Here is a 17,758-nt window from a genome sequence, read left to right on the forward strand (position 1 = left end):
TTAGATTACTTTAGCTTCTTCGTGAAGTAATCTTACCAATTCATCAAGATTATCCGGAGAAACCATTTTCACAGCAGCTCTTGGCGGAACGCTGTCATAAGATACTCCCTGAACTTTTACTTCTGAAGAAGAAGGTTCTACTACCTGCAAAGGTTTTGTTCTTGCAGACATAATTCCTCTCATATTCGGGATGATAAGATCTTTCTCATCTACTAATCCTTTCTGACCTGCAATAATTGCCGGTAATTTTACAGAAATAGTTTCTTTTCCTCCTTCAATTTCTCTTACTGCAGTAGCTTCGCTTCCGTTTACGTCTAATCCTACTGAAGCGTTTACGAAAGGTTGGTTTAATAACTGAGCTACCATTCCAGGAACAGAACCGCCGTTATAATCGATAGATTCTTTTCCGCAAAGGATAAGATCATATCCTCCGTTTTGAGCTACAGCTGCAATTTCTTTTGCTGTAGAATAGCTGTCTTTTGGATCAAGATTTACTCTTACTGCATCGTTAGCACCAATTGCTAAAGCTTTTCTGATTACAGGTTCTGTAGCAGCATCACCTACGTTGATTACTGTTACTGTTGCTCCCTGAGATTCCTGAAGTTTAACCGCTTTTGTCAACGCAAATTCGTCTAGAGGGTTAATTACCCACTGAATTCCGTTTTTGTCGAAAGCAGATTTGTCTGCTGTAAAGTTAATTTTGGAAGTAGTATCCGGAACACTACTAATACAAACTAATATTTTCATATGTTGTTCTTAATTTTTTTATGGGTCATATGTAACCTTAAGGTTTCATGTGTACTATTTTATTTTTTCCCTTTTGGCGCATAAAATCATGACAGTTTATGCAGAGATTTTGTTTGAATTAATTTTTGCTAATATAAATAAAAAATATATTATGCATGCATAATACTTATTAAATTATTATTCAATACATTAGATGTAGTTACTTAGCTGGTTTCGTTGCCCTAAACTCTATTTTACTTGGCAAAACTCTTGGATTCATCTTTAAAATATCCAATATAAGATTCCCCATATCTTCAGGCTGGATCTTCCAACTGTCCTTTTCAGACGGAATATTTCCGTTAAAATGAGTGGCTACAGAACCCGGCATGATCACAGTAGATTTAATATTGTATTTCCTTAGATCAATCATGGCAGCCTGTGTAAAACCTACCACTCCGAATTTTGAAGCATTGTATCCTGTCCCATTTTCAAAGAAATTCGCCCCTGCGAGACTGGAAATGGTAATATAGTAGCCTTCTGTCTTTTTCAGTTCTTCCACAGAGGCTTTCAAGGTATAAAAAACACCTGTAAGATTCGTTTCTATCATATCATTCCACTCCTCTGCCGTCAACTCATCTACGGGCTTAAAAATGCCCAATCCTGCATTGGCAATAATATAATCCAGTCTTCCGAACTTTTCAACGGTATATTTTACAGCTTCCTGTTCGCTTTCCAGACTTCTTACATCAGAAACAATCCCCAAAACATTTTCTGAATATTGCTTAAGTTCTTCTTCTGCCTTCATTACATCTTCTCTTTTTCTTCCTGAAAATGCTACAGAAATGCCATTTTCAAGTAAAATTTTCGCAATCCCGAAACCTATTCCTTTGGTTCCTCCTGTTATATAAGCTGTTTTATTATCTGACATATGATTGAAATTTTTAATTCTCTAAAATAACAAAAACGCTCCAATTGGAGCGTTTTGCTGATACTAAGATTTATCAGTATTATTTTTTGATGAACTTCTCTGTGAAGTTTCTTCCTTCTGTTTCTACATTCAGTAAATAAGCTCCGGCAGACAGGCTTCTGACATTTACCTGATCTCCGTTTAATGTTACATCTACTCTCTTTCCAGACATATCATATGCTTCAACATGTTTGATCTTGTTTGGTGTTGTGATTTTTATAACATCAGTAGCCGGGTTTGGATAGATAGACAGTTTTATGTCATTTTTAACGGCGTCTTTTGTAGATAAGGCTGCTTCATTATTAATTTTGATATTATCGATATAAGCAGAACCTCCATAGTTATCATGTACAAAATCCATCCTGTTAATATTATTGTTACTGAATGGTTGTCCTGTGTAAATGAGAGCATCATTCAGGTAATATTGGATTCCCGTAGCCGTAGAAACTATTTTTACCCTGTACCAGGTATTGGCATTCCAGGTTTGATTGGTATTGACTAAATTATTTGAACCTGCTGTTGCAATCAGAATGCTTCCATCATAAGAGAAGTCAATATAAGTAACGATTCCTCCTGTACCTACTGTATTTACAGTTCTAAAAACAAAGTCTGAACTTGATGTACTTTTTTGAGTCAGTCTTACATCAAATGATTGTGTAAAGCTATTATACGTTAATGGTGTCGTAAAGGTATAAAAACCACCCATTACAGGACTTTGCTGTGGCCCATAAGGGGCATCTGTTGTTATTTTAAAACTGTTTGATCCCTGGCTTGCCATTTCAGCTGACACCAATTGACTTGTCAGATATACTGGCGGTGTTGCTCCATTATTAGTCGTAACCCAGCCCTGCTGTCCATTAATGTTTCCTGCTGTATACCCTTCACCGGCTTCAAAAGAAATAGTCTGCTGAGCAAAAGATGATATTGAAATCAACGAAATTGCGAAAATGTAAAGTTTCTTCATGATATTTTTTTAGTTTCGAACAAATATATACGTTTTAAATCTAAAAAGCAAAATATATGAATATTTTACACCTATTAACAAATTAACATAATATTTTTAATCAAAAATAATGAAGATATTAAATCTAAGAAAGAATAGTAATTCCGAAAAAATCATCCATAAATATATCAAAACACTAAACAGAGCACATGTTTTCAGCGGTGTGAAATAATTTATCTGACGATCACTTTTTCTGTAAAATTTCTTTCTTCAGTTTTTACATTGACCATATATACTCCTTTGGGTAAGCCTTTTACCTCTATTTTATTATGGTTTATTTCAGTCTTTATAAGCTTACCTGTTTCGTCATAGAGTTCTATACTTTTTACTTTGGCAGCAGTATTGATATTGATAAAATCAGTTGCAGGATTAGGATAAAGAGATATTTTTTTAGTATTTGCATTGGAATCCTGAACACCCATTGTTCCCAACTCGCTATTAATTTTAATATGATCAATATAAGCTGATCCCAGCGAATTATTATGAACAAAACGAAGCTGGTTTATATTCAATGAACTTGCTGCTGTACCTGTATAGATCAGCAAATCATTAAGGTAATACCGTACATCTGTGGCGCTTCCTACTACTTTTAACCGATACCAGGTATTCGACAGCCAGGCGGAAGGTGTAGAAATAAGATTCTGTATGCCAGATAACATATCCAGGATCTTTACCGACCCGGTTTTTCCAAAATCCAATCTTACTACAAACTGGTCATCCATATTGTTTACAGCCTGAAAACCAAAATCAGAACCGTTGAGCTGTGACATATTAATATCGAATGATACAGAAAAATTATTGTAAGCAAGAGGAGCCGACAGATTATAAAAACCTCCTATGATTGGCTCAGCCTGCGTTCCATAAGTATTTTCTTTGACAATTCTCAGGGAACGGCTTCCATCACTGGCTTTATCAAAACTGATGCTTTGATGGGTAACATTTTCCGGCACCCCTCCGGTAGGAGTACTGATCCAACCAGCCTGTCCATTGATATCTCCAACGTTGAATCCTTCAATAGGCTCAAATGATATGGCTTGTTGGGCGAAAAAACATATTGATGATAGCAAAAATGCAATTGAGTAGTATTTTTTCATAGTAAATCAAGTTTTGTATTAAAAATATAAACTTTCAATGAATAGTGAAATAACTTATTGCAAATAAAAAATTAACCCATTTATTTTCAGCGAATTTAATTTTCAAAACCTTGAAAAGACTTCGTTAATAATTGATAAAAGAGCAAAAAAATAAGGTATTTCTTTGCAGAAATACCTTATCATATCTTGTTTTCGATTAATTATTTTGAATAATTCTCAAAGAACAAAGGAATACTTTCAATCCCTTTATAGAAATTAAATAGTCCATAATGTTCGTTTGGAGAGTGGATCGCATCAGAATCCAATCCGAAGCCCATTAATACAGACTTAGCTCCTAAAATCTGCTCAAACATTGCTGTAATCGGGATACTTCCTCCACCTCTGTAAGGGAGAACTTCTTTTCCGAATGCTGATTCCATTGCTTGTTTTGCAGCAGCAAATTCTTTTGTATCCGTTGGTAAAACGTAAGGCATACCTCCGTGGTGAGGGGTTACTTTAATTTTTACCGTATCGGGAGCAATCTTTTCAAAATATTTTGTGAATTTCTCCGTAATTTCCTGAGGAGTCTGGTAAGGAACCAAACGCATTGAAATTTTAGCAAAAGCTTTTGAAGGAATTACTGTTTTTGCTCCTTCTCCTGTATAACCGCCCCAGATTCCGTTGCAGTCTAAAGTAGGGCGAATAGAAGTTCTTTCTAAAGTTGTATATCCTTTTTCCCCTTCGATATTGCTTAATCCGATTGATTTTTTGAATTCTTCCGGATTATCTTTCAATTTGTTCATATCAGCTCTTTCAGCATCTGAAACAGTTTCTACATTGTCGTAGAATCCGTCTATAGTGATATGCCCGTTTTCATCAATCAGATTGGCGATCATTCTTGAAAGAACATGAATAGGATTCGGAACTGCTCCACCGTAAAGGCCTGAGTGCAAGTCTCTGTTTGGACCTTCCACTTCTACTTCTACATAACTTAAACCTCTTAAACCTGTTGTTACAGTAGGTTGTTCATTACTATAAATGTGAGTATCAGAAATTAAGATACAGTCGCAAGCTAATTTCTCTTTATTTTCATTGACCCAGTCTCCTAAGCTTACAGATCCTACTTCTTCTTCTCCTTCTAAGATAAATTTAACATTGCAAGGAAGAGCATTGGTCTTCATCATCGCTTCAAAAGCTTTCAAATGCATAAAGAACTGTCCTTTATCATCAGCAGAACCTCTTGCGAAGATAGCTCCATCAGGGTGTAATTCAGTTTTTTCAATATAAGGCTCAAAAGGTGGCTTTGTCCATAATTCCAATGGATCTGCCGGCTGAACATCATAGTGTCCATACACCAAAACTGTAGGTAAATTTTTATCTAAAATCTTTTCCCCGAAAACAATTGGATATCCTTTTGTGTTGCAAACTTCCACATTATCAGCGCCTGCATTTTTAAGATGTGCTGCCACTACATCTGCGCATTTCAAAACGTCATCTTTATACGCCGGATCTGCAGAAATAGAAGGAATTCTCAATAACTCAAATAATTCATCCACGAAACGCTGTTTGTTTTCGTTAATGTAATTTAATGTCTCTTGCATTGTAAAAATTTATTTTGTTAAAATTAAAAAAAATGCCCGGCAGGAACAAACAAAAAGCAAGGATTTTACGAACCTCCTGTTAATGAACCTCGTAACCCTCTTTTTTAATAAAAAAATGCCCTGCAGAAACAGGGCACTTATATATTTTGTACTTCTAATTAGTGTTCAGCTTTTGGTGCTTTATCAGCTTCAGCAGGTTTCGCAGCTGCAGTACTGTCTGTTTTTGGAGCAGCAGCTTCTGGTGTTGCATGAGCCTCTTCTTTATGCTCTGCAGCTCCAGCTTCATGTCCGTGAGCTTCTCCCTGAGGGTCGTCAGAATATCTTTCTACTCCTTCTTCAAGTTTCAAAGTACCTCTGTTTCCTCCTTGTGGAACTTTCTTACAGCTTACCGCTACCGTTGCAATCGCTAAACATATAACTAATTTTTTCATATGTAAAATTATTTTTTTTAAAAGGTAATATGAAACCGCACTATTTTTAACTTATTTGATCCTCCAAACAGCAAGCGATTTCATGCTTAAATTTTTGATTGCCCAAAAGTAAGAAATCCTGCTTTTTTCGGCAACATTTTTATACTGATTTTAATATTATTTTCCCTTTTTTGGATTGGGTAAAAATAAGATACTGATCTCCTCCGTCTTTTAAACCATATTTCTTTTTGATTTCTTCAGGTTTTAGAGGATAATTTTTTGTTATAATATTAAACTGACCTTTCTTTTTAATGCTTTTAGAATCAACAGATTCCATCTCTAAAATTCTTCCCGGGAAGTTTTCAATTCTTTCGCTGGAAGTATAAAGATGACTATTGGGATGAAGTTTTTTTAATCCAAATTTCTGAGAGATCAGATTAAAGACTCCAGCCTTTAAAATGGAATGATTGGGGATGTAAATGTATCTTTCGGGTTCAGAATATTCGGATTGGGCAGTTTCTTCTTCGCCAAATGTAAAGCTAAAGACAGATTCTTTGCTTTCAAGGTTCACACAATTACAGATGATTTTATCCGTATTTTCGTTGGAAAGAAATACTACAACTTCTTTCACATCATTTTTCAGAGCGATAATATCCATTCTTGAAATACCCGGCAATACTGAAACAAGATACTTAAGATCAATAAGCGGGGAAAGCTTTATCACCACAAGATCGGATATAGAGCATAATTTTTCCTGAATTTCAAGAATATCAGGAGAGAGATCTTCCAAAAGAAAAACTTTGTTTTTTTGCTCGTCTCTTCTGGCCGGATCAAGATAAATGACATCAAAGTGTTCCTGATTTTCATTCAAAAAATCTTCAAGCTTTAGATTGATAAATTTCGCCTTACGATTTAAAATACCCCAGTTATTTTCAACAATCTCTAAAAGCTCTTTATTCTGCTCTATTAAAGTGATATTATCAAAATTTTGAGACAGATAAAAGGCATCAATCCCGAAACCACTTGTAAGGTCAATGAATGTTTTCCCTTTCAGTATTTCAGATTTATAAAGTGCCGTTTTTTCTGAAGAAGACTGTTCAAGATTAAGCTGTGGTGGGAAGAGAATGCCTTCTTTTAAGAGAAATGGAAATTTCCTTTCCGCTACCTGTTTTCCTTTGATCTGCTGTACAATTTCATGCATGGAAACTTCTGGAAACGGAGATTTTTTTAATAACAATGAGTGCAGATCTGTTTTTAGATTTGCATTGATATAATTTTGAATTTCTTTGTTTAGTAATTTAACCACAGATTTTCACAGAATTACACAGATGATTATGTTTTATATTTTAAAGGATGCCAAATAAATTATGTGCAATCATCTGAGGAAATCCATGTAATCTGTGGTGAAATTAAAGTATCCTACAGTTTTCATAAACTTTCGAAGATGATTATTCTTTATTTTTTAGTCTAACTTTCCATTTATCTTTCTAAAAATACTTTTATCAATATAGTCTGTATTAAAGTTAACCAAAATCCCTAATTTCAAATTTGTTAGTTTTAAATATGTTAATAATTGCTGATGATGGATATTTGATATTTCAGTAACTGCCTCAACTTCTATGATTACTTTATCTTCAACAATTATATCTGCTATAAAACCTGAATCAATAAATACATCTTTAAATTTAATATTCATTGAAACTTGGGTCTGTACTCTTAAACCATTATTTTCCAGTTCATAAGCTAAGGCTTTTTCATAAACTTTCTCCAAAAGACCTGGACCTAGTTCGTTGTAAACAGAAAATATAGATTTTCTGATATAAAAACTTATCTCATTTTCTTTCATTACATTGTATTTGTATCAAAAGTACAATATTATGAGATACACTATAGTTTCTTAATTTAACCAAAATTCAAATAGAATTTATATTTCAACTTAAACTGGTTTTAATTTTATATAATTGTTCGTATTTAAACTTTTGATAAAAAAATTCACAGAATATTATGAATAATCATCTGTGAAAATCTGTATAATCTGTGGTTAAAAATATTATTCAAACATTTCGGCCCAACGAACGGCTTTTATTTCTTTTTCGTTGTAAAGATCTGCAATAGACTTTTTAATGTCTAATTTAGGGTACAGATTCACTCCGATAAGCTTTATTTTCCCTTCTTCAATCCATTGCTGCTCTTCAATAGCATGATCATAGATTTTTTTCTGAACGACTCCCTGTTTCAAAAGCTCTAAATATCCTCCCGCTTCTTCAATTTCAACGAACAAAGCCCATGCTTTTTCAGCAAACTGCTGAGTAATATCTTCAACATAGTAACTTCCGTTAGAAGCATCTTCAAATACATTGATAATACTTTCGTAAGCCAGAACGATCTGTTGTTTGAAAGAGATCTCTTCTGAATTATCGGTACTTCTGTCAACAAGATAATTGTTAGAGAAAACAGCATCTGCCCCACCAATCATGGCAGAAGCAAGCTCCAGTGTAGAACGGATAAGGTTATTTTCGTTATCAGCAACCGCTTTATTTCGCAGCGAAGTTTCGGCAAAGATGTAAGGAACTTCGTCCAGTCCGTATTCTTTAGAAAGCTGATTAAAAATGATTTTAAAAGCTCTCAGTTTGGCCATTTCAAAGAAATAACTTCCTCCTACAGCTATTCTGAAGATCAGTTTGTTTAAAACTTCAGCACCATATATCTCTGCCAGCTCCTTAGCTTTTGCAAGGCCAATTCCCAGCTGTTGGTAAATAGCAGCTCCAGCATTCTGATGAAGTGAAATATCTATACAAATATTTCTTTTAAAATCTTTTGACAGCAATTCTTTTACCAGCTGATCATCAATACTTCCTTCTTTTTCATTAAAGACATCAATCAGCGAAAAATACTGGTCTTCTTCTTTAGGACTTATATGCCCTGCAAGATCTTTATTATTCACAAAAAGAGTTTTCTGATCAAGATTTTCGACATTCTGATCAAGGATGAATGCAAATACTTCTTCTTCCAGACTTTCATGGTATCTAGCTACCAAATGGGTGCTTTCTTCCACTCTGGGCAGGTTTACCAAAGGTTTCTGAACCTCTGTATAAAAAGGTTTTACCTCTACTCCTTCCAGATTCTGTTTTTCTAAAACAGGGTAAATATCCTCTGTTTTAAGCTGTTTTTTGACTAGATTTTCCCAGTTTGAAAGTATATCTGTATTTGACATTAGTTTTTTATTTGTGAATGGTCAATGTGAATTTTTAAATATTCAAAATACATTTCCTCATTGACGTCATTCTATTCAACTTTATTACTTTTTAGCGACTTTTGTACTGTCTACTACCAGAATGAAGATCTCTTCATTTGGTTTTTTCATAAAATAATTTTCTCTTGCGTACTTTTCTTTTTCTGACTTGTTGTTCATCAGTTTTTTATAAAAAGCATCATTTTTCTCATATTCTTTTTTATAATAATCCAGCTGATCTTCATATTTATGAATCTCACCATTCAGTTCATTAATTACAAGAAATGAGGTTTTATCGAAAAAAATCATCCATACCAAAAACAGACAGATCGTAATGGTATACTTATTCAAAACATATTTCTGGATAAGTTTGAATGTTTCAGATTTCGGCTGAATGTCTTTGATAAGGTTGTTTTCTTCCATTTTTTAATGTTTTTTCAACGAATTTTTAATAACGGTAGTTAAAAAATCAATCGCTACGGAATTCTGCTTCATATTGGGGATAATAAGATCGGCATCATTTTTAGACGGCTCGATGAATTCCTGGTGCATTGGTTTCAATGTGGTCTGATAACGGTGTAATACTTCGCTCAGATCTCTTCCTCTTTCCTGAGTATCTCTTCTGATCCTCCTGATCAGTCTTTCGTCAGAATCTGCATGAACAAATACTTTCAAATCAAATTCCTTCAGCAATTCTTTGTTGGTTAAAACAAGAATTCCTTCTACTACCAATACGTTTTTAGGTTCTACAGTAACATGATCTCCTGTTCTGGAATGAGTAACAAAGCTATAAATCGGCTGTTCAATAGACTCATTGTTTTTTAAAGCTTTTACATGTTTTATCAGTAAGTCAAAGTCTATAGATTTCGGATGATCATAGTTTAAAGCTTCTCTTTCCGTCAGTGTAAGACCCTGGTTGTCGTGATAATAATTATCCTGAGAGAGGATATTCATTCCCTCAATATCAAGCTGCTGAAGTATCTTATCAACAACTGTAGTTTTGCCGGATCCTGTACCACCGGCAATTCCTATTACAAGCATTGTTTTTTTGTTTCTTTATAGTTGGTACAAATATACTATTTTAGATAAAATATGGCAATGTAAGTGTATTGAGAAATTAAAAGATTAAAGCATTTAAATATTAAAATATTTTCGGGAAAGCTGCCAGTCTTTATGATTTATTGTTATTACTCAAATTTACTCTCTTGATTTAATAAAAAAATCCGACAATTAATTTGTCGGATTTTATTTTATACGATTTCGCTTGTTAATTCACGCGAAATTAATTTTTCATGCATAGGCTTCAAAACATCCATTGAGCCGGTTTTTACGGTACACTTGCCTTTGTAATGAACCAGAATCGTACATTGCTCAGCTTGTTCCAGGGTATGCTTACATATTTCGATCAGGCAGTCTATGACATAATCAAAAGTATGAATATCGTCGTTATGCAATACCAGTTTATAAACTTCATCCGTATCATCTAAAACGAGAACTTCTTCTTCGTACTGACGTTTCGGATTTTCGTAATCTTTTATGCTGTTATAAAAATTCATTCTCATTCTTTTAAACTTCTCCTATTTTATCTGCCAGATTATCTATAGCATTAGGTTCCTGATAAATCAATTCCACAAGTTCCACACTCTTGTTGTTCATTTTCAGAATTTTGAAGTGATAATCCTCAAGATCAAATTCCTGGTTTTCTTCAGGGATTTCTTCCAGCTCATAAAGAATGAATCCTGCCAGTGAGTTGTACTCGCTTTCTTCGGAAAGAGGAAGCTTTTTAGGCAGAAACTCATTGATTTCGTCCAACGGCTGTGTAGCCTGCACCCAATAGGTATTGTCCGCTATTTTATCAACGATTTTTTCTTCATCGTCTTCTTCATCCTGAATTTCTCCTACAAGTTCTTCAAGAATATCTTCTAATGTAATAATACCTTCTGTTCCTCCAAATTCGTCAATAACAATGGCGATATGTTGTTTTTTAAGCTGGAAAGTCTTCAGTAAGTCTGAAACTTTTTTACTTTCTACTACGAAAAAGGCATCACGCATTAGATCTTTAAGGTCTTCATGATCCAGATCTCCTTTTCTCTTCACAAATTCTCTTATAATTTCCTTTGTGTAGAAAATTCCGATCACGTTGTCAATAGAATCAATATAAACAGGAATACGGGAATAACCGCTGTCCATAATTTTATTGATGATATCATTAACATCTTCTTCAAAGTCTATGGAAGTAATATTCTGTCTTGGAACCATGATCTGCTTGGCAGAATGATCGGTAAAATCAAATGCATTTTTGATGATCTCATAGTTTTCCTCCTCAATTTCTCCACTGTCTGCACTTTGTTTTACCAAAAGCTGAAGTTCTTCCGTAGAGTGAATTTCCTGTTCGGAAGCAGGGTGAATTTTTACAAGTCTTAAGAAACCATTTGACATGGAGTTCATCAACCAGATAAACGGTTTAAAAATAGTATAGAAAACTCTCAACGGAACCGCTGTTGCCATTGTAGTTGCTTCAGATTTTCTGATAGCGATTGATTTTGGAATAAGTTCACCAAACACAATATGCATGATGGTAATCAATACAAAACTTGTCACTACTGAAATGGTAGTAATGGTTGTCTGAGTCAAATTAATGCTCAAAGACGTAAAAATATTTTCAACAATATGATGCAGGGCGCTTTCTCCTACCCAACCAAGGGCAAGGGATGCTAATGTAATTCCTAATTGTGTAGCGGAAAGATATTCATCAAGATGTTTGATGATATGTTCTGCCTGCTTAGCCATAGAGTTTCCTTCTGCGGCTTTTAACTGAATTTGTGAATAACGAACTTTAACAATTGAAAATTCTGCGGCTACGAAGAAGCCATTTAGTAAAACAAGAAATAAGGCCAGCAAAAGCCTGACTATGTCCGAGTCCATTTAGAGGTTGTATAAATTTTATTAGCTACAAAGATATGTAAAATAAAAATAACCTGCCTGAATCCGGGATTGATTATTTCGATGAAGGAATTTTCTTACAAAAATATGGCTTGATATAACATGGCTATTTTTAAATAAAAACAATAATTGGAACAACTGCTCATTTTCTGATGGAAACGGGATTTTTGAATAACCAATGACTGTTTCATCACTATGTAAACAAAAAAGCACCGATAATTTCGGTGCTTTTATTTGTATAATAAAATAATTCTTTATGAATTTTTCAAAGCTTCTGCTCCGGAAACAATTTCCAGGATTTCGTTGGTAATTGCAGCCTGTCTTGCTTTGTTATAGAAGATCACTAGATCATTCTTTAAAGCTTGAGCGTTGTCTGTTGCTTTGTGCATTGCAGTCATTCTCGCTCCGTGCTCAGATGCTACTGAATCTAAGATGGCTTTGAAAACCTGAGTTTTGATAGACTTTGGAATCAAATTATCAAGAATCTCAGTTCTGTTAGGTTCAAAGATATAATCTGTTTCAACCTGTGGCTCAGTGTTTTCCGGCATTGAGATAGGAAGAAGTTTTTCTGTAGTTACTTCCTGAGTAGCAGCATTAACGAATTTGTTATAGATAACATAAACTTCGTCAAATTTACCTTCTCTGAAGCTTGTCATTACCCCTTCAGTGATATGAGCAACTGCATCAAAGTTCAGATTATCATACACAGAACTTCCATTAGCATATACCGTACGGTTTCTTCTTACAGCATCAAATGCTTTTTTACCTACAGGTAGAATTTCAATCTCATATTGAGAATTATTCTGAGACTGAAGGTTAAGCTCTTTTACGATAGAAGAGTTAAAAGCTCCCGCAAGACCTCTGTTTGAAGTAACAGCGATGAATAGTACTCTTTTAACCTCTCTTTTCTGAGCATATACAGAAATCTGATCAGGATCAGAGCTAGAATTTACATTCTGGATAAGCTCCTGTAATTTTTCAGAATAAGGTCTTAACATTACGATTGCGTCCTGTGCTTTTTTAAGTTTCGCTGCGGAAACCATCTTCATAGCACGTGTAATCTGCATCGTAGATGAAATTGACGTAATTCTGCCTCGTATTTCTTTTAAGTTTGCCATTAATTTGGGTTCAAAGTTTAAGGTCTAAAGTTTAAGGTTTAAAACACTATATTTCAAACCTTAAACATTGAATTTTTTAGTTGTATTTAGAAGCTAAATCGTTAGCTGCCTGCTTAAGAACACCTGTAATATCGTTATCGATTTTTCCAGACTTAATAGCAGCCATTGTATCAGGGTGCTTAGACTTAAGGAACTCGATATATTCGTGTTGGAATTCTTTAATCTTGTTCAATGGAACGTTTCTCATTAAGTTTTCTGTTCCAGCGTATACGATCGCTACCTGACTTTCTACAGGAAGTGGTGCATTTACCGGCTGCTTAAGGATTTCTACGTTTCTTTCTCCTTTAGAGATAACTGCTAAAGTAGAAGCATCAAGGTCAGAACCGAATTTAGCAAACGCTTCTAGTTCTTTATACTGAGCCTGGTCAAGCTTCAATGTACCAGAAACTTTTTTCATTGATTTGATCTGAGCGTTACCTCCTACCCTTGATACAGAGATACCTACGTTGATTGCAGGACGAACCCCTGAGTTGAATAGATCAGACTCCAAGAAGATCTGTCCGTCTGTAATAGAGATTACGTTTGTAGGGATATATGCAGAAACGTCACCAGCCTGAGTTTCGATAATTGGAAGGGCTGTTAATGAACCACCACCTTTTACGATTGGCTTAAGAGACTCTGGCAAATCGTTCATTTGCTTAGCAATTTCGTCATCAGCGATTACTTTTGCAGCTCTTTCCAATAGTCTTGAGTGAAGGTAGAAAACGTCTCCAGGATAAGCTTCACGGCCCGGTGGTCTTCTCAATAGTAGAGAAAGCTCACGGTAAGCAACAGCTTGTTTAGATAAATCATCATAAACGATAAGTGCTGGTCTACCAGTGTCTCTGAAGAACTCACCGATAGAAGCTCCTGCCATTGCAGAATATACCTGCATTGGAACTGGATCTGATGCGTTAGCTGCAACGATTACCGTATAAGCTAAAGCTCCTTTATCAGAAAGAGTTTTAACGATTTGTGCTACAGTAGAAGCTTTCTGACCGATAGCAACATATATACAATATACTGGTTTACCAGCATCAAAGAATTCTTTTTGGTTGATGATCGTATCGATAGCAACAGTCGTTTTACCTGTTTGTCTGTCACCAATGATAAGCTCTCTCTGACCTCTTCCTACAGGGATCATCGCATCAATTGCCACGATACCAGACTGTAAAGGCTCAGTTACCGGCTGTCTGAAGATAACTCCAGGAGCCTTTCTTTCCAATGGCATTTCGTATAAATCCCCAGTAATAGGACCTTTACCATCGATTGGGTTACCAAGAGTATCTACTACTCTTCCTAACATACCTTCTCCTACTTTGATAGAAGAGATTCTGTTTGTTCTTCTTACTGTATCACCTTCTTTTACTAATTTACTTTCACCAAGTAGAGCAACACCCACGTTGTCTTCTTCAAGGTTAAGTACAATACCTTCTACATCACTAGAAAATTTCACCAACTCTCCGTATTGTACGTTTTCTAACCCGTATACACGAGCAATACCATCACCGATGGTTAAAACTGTACCTACTTCCTCAACGTTTGATTGAGTATCGAAGTTGGCCAATTGCTGTTTTAAGATCGCAGATACTTCTGCCGGATTTATTTCTGCCATTGTATGGTTGTTTTTCTTAATTTAATTGGAAATCTTTTTTAACTTGGTTCAATTTTGTCTTCACAGACGCATCTACCTGCTGGTCACCTACTCTCAGAACATATCCTCCAAGAATTTCAGGCTTCACATTTACTTTCAGATCAAAGTTTGAATCAGCATTTACAAGATTGGTAGATCTTAAAATCTGATCAAGGTTTTCTTTTGAAAGCGGAGTTGCTGTTGTAAGTGTTACTCTCTGTACACCACTAAGGTCTTCAACTTTGTTGATGAATTCCTGAGCGATATTTTTCAATTGGTTTTCACGTCCGTGCTTAATAACCAATCTGATCAGGTTCTGAGAAGAGACAGATAAACCTTTGAAAATTTCGTTTGCTACTTCTATTTTCTTTTTAGAATCGATGTAAGGAGTCATGAAAAATTTATTTAAGTCCGCAGACTCTTTCATGATCTTTACTACATCTTTCATTTCAGAAAATACAGTAGCCGTTTGACCTGATTCGTTGGTGAAGTCAAGTAAACCTTGTGCGTATCTTTTAGCTACTTTAGATGTAAGCATTCTTAGTTAAGGTTTGATTTGTTTAAATAATTTTGAACTAATTCGTTTTGAGCTTCGCTGTTGTCTAGCTTTTGCTTCAAGATAGACTCAGCAATGTTTACAGATAAAGTACCAATCTGAGTTTTGATGTCTGCCATTGCAGCATTTTTCTCAGCGTTGATAGTCTGTTTAGCAGCTTCGATCATTTTGTCTCCTTCAGCTTTAGCAACATCTTTAGCTTCTCCTACGATTCTGTCTTTAATTTCTCTGGCTTCTTTAAGGATAGCATCTCTTTCGATTTTAGCTTCACGAATGATTCTTTCGTTATCCTCTTTTAAAGTTTCCATTTCTTTTCTAGCTAATTTAGCTTGATTAAGAGCGTCAACAATAGATGTTTCTCTGTCATTGATAGACGTTAAAATAGGTTTCCAAGCGAATTTACCTAACAAAAATAATAATGCTAGAAAAATTACAGACTGGATAATAAATAACCCTGATGAAAACTGATGAATTAATTCCATTATATAAATGTATAAATAATTATTACTTTTTTAAAGAACCATTACCTGTAACCAACCGTCACAGATAATGGTTTGAATTTAATTAGTTTACTGCGAATAGAGCAGCAAACGCAACACCTTCTACAAGTGCAGCTGCGATAAGCATAGCTGTTTGGATTTTTCCAGATTGCTCAGGTTGTCTAGCGATAGCTTCAAGAGCAGCAGCTCCGATTTTACCAAGACCGATACCTACACCTAGTACTACGATACCAGCACCTACAATTTTAGGGATTTCCATAATATATAATTTTAAAAAATTTGTTTTACTTTAATTTATAATTTCAATTAGTGAGCTGCATGATGTTCGTGCTCGTGCTCTTCTACTGCCATTCCGATAAACAGTGCTGATAACATTGTAAAAATATAAGCCTGTAGGAATGCTACCAATACTTCCAGTAAATAAATTACTAATGTTAAGAATGGGAATGCAACACCTGCGATGAAATTCTTGAATACATAGATCAATCCGATCAAACTCATTACTACGATGTGTCCTGCAGTCATGTTTGCAAAAAGTCGGATCATCAATGCGAATGGTTTAGTGATTGTTCCCAACAATTCGATAGGAAGCATGATCAGTTTCATTGGAACCGGTACTCCTGGCATCCAGAAGATGTGTTTCCAGTAATCTTTGTTCGCTGAGAATGTTGTAATCAAATACGTAAGGATAGCCAGGAAGAATGTCATTGTAATATTACCTGTAACATTGATTCCGAAAGGCATTAATCCAAGAACGTTAAGGAAAAGGATAAAGAAAAACACTGTTAATAAATAACCCATGAATCTCTTATACTTGTGTCCGATATTAGGAATAGCAACTTCGTCTCTCACAAAGATGATTAGTGGCTCTAAGAATCTTGCTACACCTGTAGGAACTGCAGACTTCTTATAAGATTTAGCCATTCCAACAAATAATACAAACATAAAGATTGACACTAATAAAATGATCAATACACTTTTTGTTATAGAAAGATCTAAAGGTTTTACGTTAGTTGGATGACCGTCTTCACCAAGTGTTAAAGTTCCAGCGGCATCAGTCTTGTAGATTTTCTCATGGTGCAATACATAAAAAGAACCGTCTACTTCAGTAGGCTCTCCGTGCATGAACCCTTCTTTGTTACTCATGAAAGAGTGGAAACCGTTATCATAGATAATAACAGGAAGAGGGAAACCGATGTGGTGACCATCTTTATCAACCATCAATGTGAAATCATGTGCATCTAATAAGTGATGATCGATGAACTCTTTGTTTTCTTTGCTTACTTTGTCTTTCTCTGAAAGCTCTTGAGCAGGAGCTGCGCCAGCAGTAGCCTCACCGTGCTGTGCAGACACTAAGTTTAATACAAAAATACTGTAGAATAAAACTGCGAATTTCTTAAACATTGATAGGTTTTTTTCGTTGTGCAAAAATATGATATTTTTTCTAGTTTCAATAAATTATTTTACTGTTTTTTATCATGATTAATCAGCTTAATGGCATAGTATGTAAGCAGGGCTGTCAGGACAAAATAAGGCATAATAAAATGAAATTTATAGCCGGGAATCACTTCAAAGTTCAGTTTTTTTCTGATTAAGTACATCAAACCGAATTTTAAAAGGATCAAACCAATAACAGACAATCCTAAAAATTCCGGTGCTACTCTATTGATTAAGATAATAAGAGTAATCATCATCATAAATATGACGCTTAGAAAAAGGTAAAATTTAATGATTACAATTTCATCCAGGTGAAAAACAAATTTCCAAAGGGAAAAATGCACCAGGAAAGTCAGAAAGAATAAAATGACAACAAGAATATTGGGATTGATTTTCATTCTATATTTTAATTGATCGCAAAAATAGACTTTTTCTATCGGATTATACCATGATTTGATATTTATCATTTTTCTTGTCTATAATAATATTACGTATATATATAATATTACGCGATCAAACA

20 protein-coding genes are annotated in these 17,758 nt (G+C 34.8%); all 20 read right to left on the reverse strand.

All coding sequences use genetic code 11. The features are described 5' to 3' along the window. The 20 genes from BUE84_RS12160 to BUE84_RS12255 all read right to left on the reverse strand — a co-directional run bounded on the left by BUE84_RS12160 (nt 1) and on the right by BUE84_RS12255 (nt 17,705). Nucleotides 1–747 carry an electron transfer flavoprotein subunit beta/FixA family protein gene (locus BUE84_RS12160; protein WP_034697635.1) on the reverse strand — a complete coding sequence of 249 codons (747 nt, stop codon included), beginning with the start codon at nt 745–747 and terminating at the stop codon, nt 1–3. Nucleotides 748–946: 199 nt separating this feature from the next. Then, nucleotides 947–1,654, reverse strand: a complete 708-nt coding sequence (locus BUE84_RS12165; protein WP_079241856.1) for an SDR family oxidoreductase — start codon at nt 1,652–1,654, stop codon at nt 947–949. 79 nt (nt 1,655–1,733) lie between these two features. Then, nucleotides 1,734–2,657: a T9SS type A sorting domain-containing protein gene (locus BUE84_RS12170; protein WP_079241857.1), complete on the reverse strand. Its 924-nt coding sequence runs from the start codon at nt 2,655–2,657 to the stop codon at nt 1,734–1,736. A gap of 212 nt (nt 2,658–2,869) precedes the next feature. Continuing rightward, nucleotides 2,870–3,790: a T9SS type A sorting domain-containing protein gene (locus BUE84_RS12175; RefSeq protein ID WP_079241858.1), complete on the reverse strand. Its 921-nt coding sequence runs from the start codon at nt 3,788–3,790 to the stop codon at nt 2,870–2,872. Nucleotides 3,791–3,990: 200 nt separating this feature from the next. Next, nucleotides 3,991–5,370, reverse strand: coding sequence for a dipeptidase (locus tag BUE84_RS12180; protein WP_079241859.1), 1,380 nt, complete (start codon nt 5,368–5,370; stop codon nt 3,991–3,993). Between the two features lie 158 nt (nt 5,371–5,528). Beyond that, nucleotides 5,529–5,801: a hypothetical protein gene (locus BUE84_RS12185; RefSeq protein ID WP_047429856.1), complete on the reverse strand. Its 273-nt coding sequence runs from the start codon at nt 5,799–5,801 to the stop codon at nt 5,529–5,531. A 139-nt stretch (nt 5,802–5,940) separates the two neighbouring features. Then, nucleotides 5,941–7,086 (reverse strand): class I SAM-dependent methyltransferase, encoded by a 1,146-nt coding sequence (locus tag BUE84_RS12190; RefSeq protein WP_079241860.1) that lies wholly within the window; start codon nt 7,084–7,086, stop codon nt 5,941–5,943. 156 nt (nt 7,087–7,242) lie between these two features. Next, nucleotides 7,243–7,626, reverse strand: a complete 384-nt coding sequence (locus tag BUE84_RS12195) for a GxxExxY protein (protein ID WP_079241861.1) — start codon at nt 7,624–7,626, stop codon at nt 7,243–7,245. A 204-nt stretch (nt 7,627–7,830) separates the two neighbouring features. Beyond that, nucleotides 7,831–8,994, reverse strand: coding sequence for a methylmalonyl-CoA mutase family protein (locus BUE84_RS12200; RefSeq protein ID WP_079241862.1), 1,164 nt, complete (start codon nt 8,992–8,994; stop codon nt 7,831–7,833). 84 nt (nt 8,995–9,078) lie between these two features. After that, entirely contained in the window at nt 9,079–9,435 is a 357-nt protein-coding gene (locus tag BUE84_RS12205; protein WP_034697620.1) for an FtsB family cell division protein, read from the reverse strand. A 3-nt stretch (nt 9,436–9,438) separates the two neighbouring features. Then, complete coding sequence (gene udk, locus BUE84_RS12210) at nt 9,439–10,053, reverse strand: uridine kinase (RefSeq protein WP_034697618.1); 615 nt, start codon at nt 10,051–10,053, stop codon at nt 9,439–9,441. Nucleotides 10,054–10,262: 209 nt separating this feature from the next. Then, nucleotides 10,263–10,568: an ATP-dependent Clp protease adaptor ClpS gene (locus BUE84_RS12215; RefSeq protein ID WP_099049883.1), complete on the reverse strand. Its 306-nt coding sequence runs from the start codon at nt 10,566–10,568 to the stop codon at nt 10,263–10,265. A 10-nt stretch (nt 10,569–10,578) separates the two neighbouring features. Next, complete coding sequence (locus BUE84_RS12220; RefSeq protein WP_079241863.1) at nt 10,579–11,937, reverse strand: hemolysin family protein; 1,359 nt, start codon at nt 11,935–11,937, stop codon at nt 10,579–10,581. A gap of 272 nt (nt 11,938–12,209) precedes the next feature. Then, entirely contained in the window at nt 12,210–13,073 is an 864-nt protein-coding gene (gene atpG, locus BUE84_RS12225; RefSeq protein WP_034695417.1) for an ATP synthase F1 subunit gamma, read from the reverse strand. Nucleotides 13,074–13,149: 76 nt separating this feature from the next. After that, the gene (gene atpA / locus BUE84_RS12230) at nt 13,150–14,727 is read right to left on the reverse strand and encodes a F0F1 ATP synthase subunit alpha (RefSeq protein WP_034695418.1); all 1,578 of its coding nucleotides are present in this window, start codon (nt 14,725–14,727) and stop codon (nt 13,150–13,152) included. Between the two features lie 16 nt (nt 14,728–14,743). Further along, a complete protein-coding gene (atpH, locus tag BUE84_RS12235) occupies nt 14,744–15,283 on the reverse strand; it encodes an ATP synthase F1 subunit delta (protein WP_034695420.1) in 540 nt (179 codons plus the stop codon). 2 nt (nt 15,284–15,285) lie between these two features. After that, entirely contained in the window at nt 15,286–15,783 is a 498-nt protein-coding gene (locus tag BUE84_RS12240; protein ID WP_034695422.1) for a F0F1 ATP synthase subunit B, read from the reverse strand. A gap of 82 nt (nt 15,784–15,865) precedes the next feature. Further along, the gene (gene atpE / locus BUE84_RS12245; protein ID WP_002979108.1) at nt 15,866–16,060 is read right to left on the reverse strand and encodes an ATP synthase F0 subunit C; all 195 of its coding nucleotides are present in this window, start codon (nt 16,058–16,060) and stop codon (nt 15,866–15,868) included. A gap of 47 nt (nt 16,061–16,107) precedes the next feature. Further along, on the reverse strand, nt 16,108–17,205 hold the full coding sequence (gene atpB, locus BUE84_RS12250; RefSeq protein WP_079241864.1) for a F0F1 ATP synthase subunit A: 1,098 nt from the start codon (nt 17,203–17,205) through the stop codon (nt 16,108–16,110). Nucleotides 17,206–17,264: 59 nt separating this feature from the next. After that, nucleotides 17,265–17,705, reverse strand: a complete 441-nt coding sequence (locus BUE84_RS12255) for a hypothetical protein (protein WP_145953239.1) — start codon at nt 17,703–17,705, stop codon at nt 17,265–17,267. Between the last annotated feature and the right edge of the window lie 53 nt (nt 17,706–17,758).

The organism is Chryseobacterium indologenes (assembly GCF_002025665.1).
GTDB classification, from domain to species: Bacteria; Bacteroidota; Bacteroidia; order Flavobacteriales; family Weeksellaceae; genus Chryseobacterium; species Chryseobacterium metallicongregator.

Coding starts and splice junctions, on each gene's coding strand:
- BUE84_RS12160 (WP_034697635.1), bottom strand. CDS start 747: ATGAAAATATTAGTTTGTATTAGTAGTGTTCCGGATACTACTTCCAAA.
- BUE84_RS12165 (WP_079241856.1), bottom strand. CDS start 1,654: ATGTCAGATAATAAAACAGCTTATATAACAGGAGGAACCAAAGGAATA.
- BUE84_RS12170 (WP_079241857.1), bottom strand. CDS start 2,657: ATGAAGAAACTTTACATTTTCGCAATTTCGTTGATTTCAATATCATCT.
- BUE84_RS12175 (WP_079241858.1), bottom strand. CDS start 3,790: ATGAAAAAATACTACTCAATTGCATTTTTGCTATCATCAATATGTTTT.
- BUE84_RS12180 (WP_079241859.1), bottom strand. CDS start 5,370: ATGCAAGAGACATTAAATTACATTAACGAAAACAAACAGCGTTTCGTG.
- BUE84_RS12185 (WP_047429856.1), bottom strand. CDS start 5,801: ATGAAAAAATTAGTTATATGTTTAGCGATTGCAACGGTAGCGGTAAGC.
- BUE84_RS12195 (WP_079241861.1), bottom strand. CDS start 7,626: ATGAAAGAAAATGAGATAAGTTTTTATATCAGAAAATCTATATTTTCT.
- BUE84_RS12200 (WP_079241862.1), bottom strand. CDS start 8,994: ATGTCAAATACAGATATACTTTCAAACTGGGAAAATCTAGTCAAAAAA.
- BUE84_RS12205 (WP_034697620.1), bottom strand. CDS start 9,435: ATGGAAGAAAACAACCTTATCAAAGACATTCAGCCGAAATCTGAAACA.
- udk (WP_034697618.1), bottom strand. CDS start 10,053: ATGCTTGTAATAGGAATTGCCGGTGGTACAGGATCCGGCAAAACTACA.
- BUE84_RS12215 (WP_099049883.1), bottom strand. CDS start 10,568: ATGAATTTTTATAACAGCATAAAAGATTACGAAAATCCGAAACGTCAG.
- BUE84_RS12220 (WP_079241863.1), bottom strand. CDS start 11,937: ATGGACTCGGACATAGTCAGGCTTTTGCTGGCCTTATTTCTTGTTTTA.
- atpG (WP_034695417.1), bottom strand. CDS start 13,073: ATGGCAAACTTAAAAGAAATACGAGGCAGAATTACGTCAATTTCATCT.
- atpA (WP_034695418.1), bottom strand. CDS start 14,727: ATGGCAGAAATAAATCCGGCAGAAGTATCTGCGATCTTAAAACAGCAA.
- atpH (WP_034695420.1), bottom strand. CDS start 15,283: ATGCTTACATCTAAAGTAGCTAAAAGATACGCACAAGGTTTACTTGAC.
- BUE84_RS12240 (WP_034695422.1), bottom strand. CDS start 15,783: ATGGAATTAATTCATCAGTTTTCATCAGGGTTATTTATTATCCAGTCT.
- atpE (WP_002979108.1), bottom strand. CDS start 16,060: ATGGAAATCCCTAAAATTGTAGGTGCTGGTATCGTAGTACTAGGTGTA.
- atpB (WP_079241864.1), bottom strand. CDS start 17,205: ATGTTTAAGAAATTCGCAGTTTTATTCTACAGTATTTTTGTATTAAAC.
- BUE84_RS12255 (WP_145953239.1), bottom strand. CDS start 17,705: ATGATAAATATCAAATCATGGTATAATCCGATAGAAAAAGTCTATTTT.